We start from the raw sequence: 1,497 nt of genomic DNA on the forward strand, positions 1-1,497 counted from the left end.
GTACTGGGCGAGTTCAACCGGTCGATGCAACACCGGGCTACTGCAGGGAGCGTAGCTGCTCGGCGAAGACCTCGGCCGGGGTTCGCCAGCCGAGGATCTTGCGAGGCCGATTGTTGATCGCCAGAGCGACGGCCTCGAGGTCCTCGGCGGACCACCGGGACAGATCGGTACCCTTCGGGAAATACTGGCGCAGCAGGCCGTTCGTGTTCTCGTTCGTCGGTCGTTGCCAGGGCGAGTGCGGGTCGGCGAAGAACACTCTCGTGCCGGTCTTGAGAGCGAACCGGGCATGACCGGACAGCTCCTTTCCGCGGTCCCAGGTCAAGGTCTTGCGGAGCTGCTCGGGAAGCGTGGTCATCGATGTCGTCAGCGCGGCGTTCATCGCGACGGCGCCGTAGCCACCGAGGGACGGACCGTTCTTCACAGGCGGCCTCTCGCCCCACCCCTCCAATCGAGGCAGGTGCACCAGGATCGTGGAGCGGCTGCTGCGCTCGACGAGCGTGCCGATCGCGGACCGGCCGGTCCCGATGATCAAGTCGCCTTCCCAATGCCCTGGGACAGCACGGTCTTCGGCTTCGGCGGGGCGTTCGCTGATCACCACGTCCGCGGTGACATGTCCCTGCGGCTTGTTCTGCGATCGGCTACGGGGCACCCGCAGTGCCCGGCCGGTGCGCAGGCATGTGACCAACTCCCGTGTCAGGGCGCCTCGACCTTCGATGTACAACGATTGGTAGATCGCCTCGTGACTGATGCGCATGGACTCATCCTCCGGGAAATCAACTTTCAGCCGGTGCGAGATCTGTTCCGGGCTCCATGCCGTCGCCCACCGTCGGTCCTGCCGATGCGGCTTGTTCAGTCCTTTCCACGCGGGCGTGTCGGGGCCTGCGACGGCGGTGCCGTCGGGCCGGCGGACGGCCCCGGAGAGCCGCTCCTGCACATACTCACGCAACCTGTCGTTGTCTACCAGCTTCGCCGTTTTCGGGCGTTTCGCGGCTTGCTGCGCTTTCCACTGCGCCACTCCGGCTCGGTAGACCTGCGTGCCGCTGCGGGTCGCCGCGTTGCGGCGCAGCTCGCGTGAGATCGTCCCCGGGTCGCGTCCGATCCGACGGGCGATCTCCCGCACGCCGACATCCTGGGCGCGCAACAGTGCGATCTCCTCACGCTCGGTGAACGACAGGTAGCGGCCCGTGGGCTCGTCCAGGCTGATCGGCGGCATGCCGCCAGCGTGACGGAACCACCGGGACCCGACCGGCCACGACACGCCGACGGTCTCCGCGGCGTCGGCAGTCGTCGCTCCTGAGGCGATCCGCCGCCAGAAATCGCGCTGCACCGCACGCGAGGGTTCCGGTCTCCCCGGTGACCGCATCGACGGGCGCAACGCCCGATCCGCCGCCCACTGCCGTCGGGCACCCACCGGCGCCTGGCGTGTCTGCTTGTTGCTGTGTCCCATCGCACACCTCCGTCATCGAGGTGTTGCGACGACCGATTGAATCCACCCTG

The 1,497-nt window shown here is 67.7% G+C and carries 1 protein-coding gene; it reads right to left on the reverse strand.

All coding sequences use genetic code 11. The annotated features are described in order from the left end of the window. Positions 1-37: 37 nt before the first annotated feature. Positions 38-1,363 carry an IS30 family transposase gene (locus LDQ05_RS19540; protein WP_435278801.1) on the reverse strand — a complete coding sequence of 442 codons (1,326 nt, stop codon included), beginning with the start codon at positions 1,361-1,363 and terminating at the stop codon, positions 38-40. Positions 1,364-1,497: the final 134 nt, after the last annotated feature.

It is taken from the genome of Rhodococcus yananensis (assembly GCF_020515525.1).
Classification (GTDB): Bacteria; Actinomycetota; Actinomycetes; order Mycobacteriales; family Mycobacteriaceae; genus Rhodococcus; species Rhodococcus yananensis.

Coding starts and splice junctions, on each gene's coding strand:
- LDQ05_RS19540 (WP_435278801.1), bottom strand. CDS start 1,363: ATGCGGTCACCGGGGAGACCGGAACCCTCGCGTGCGGTGCAGCGCGAT.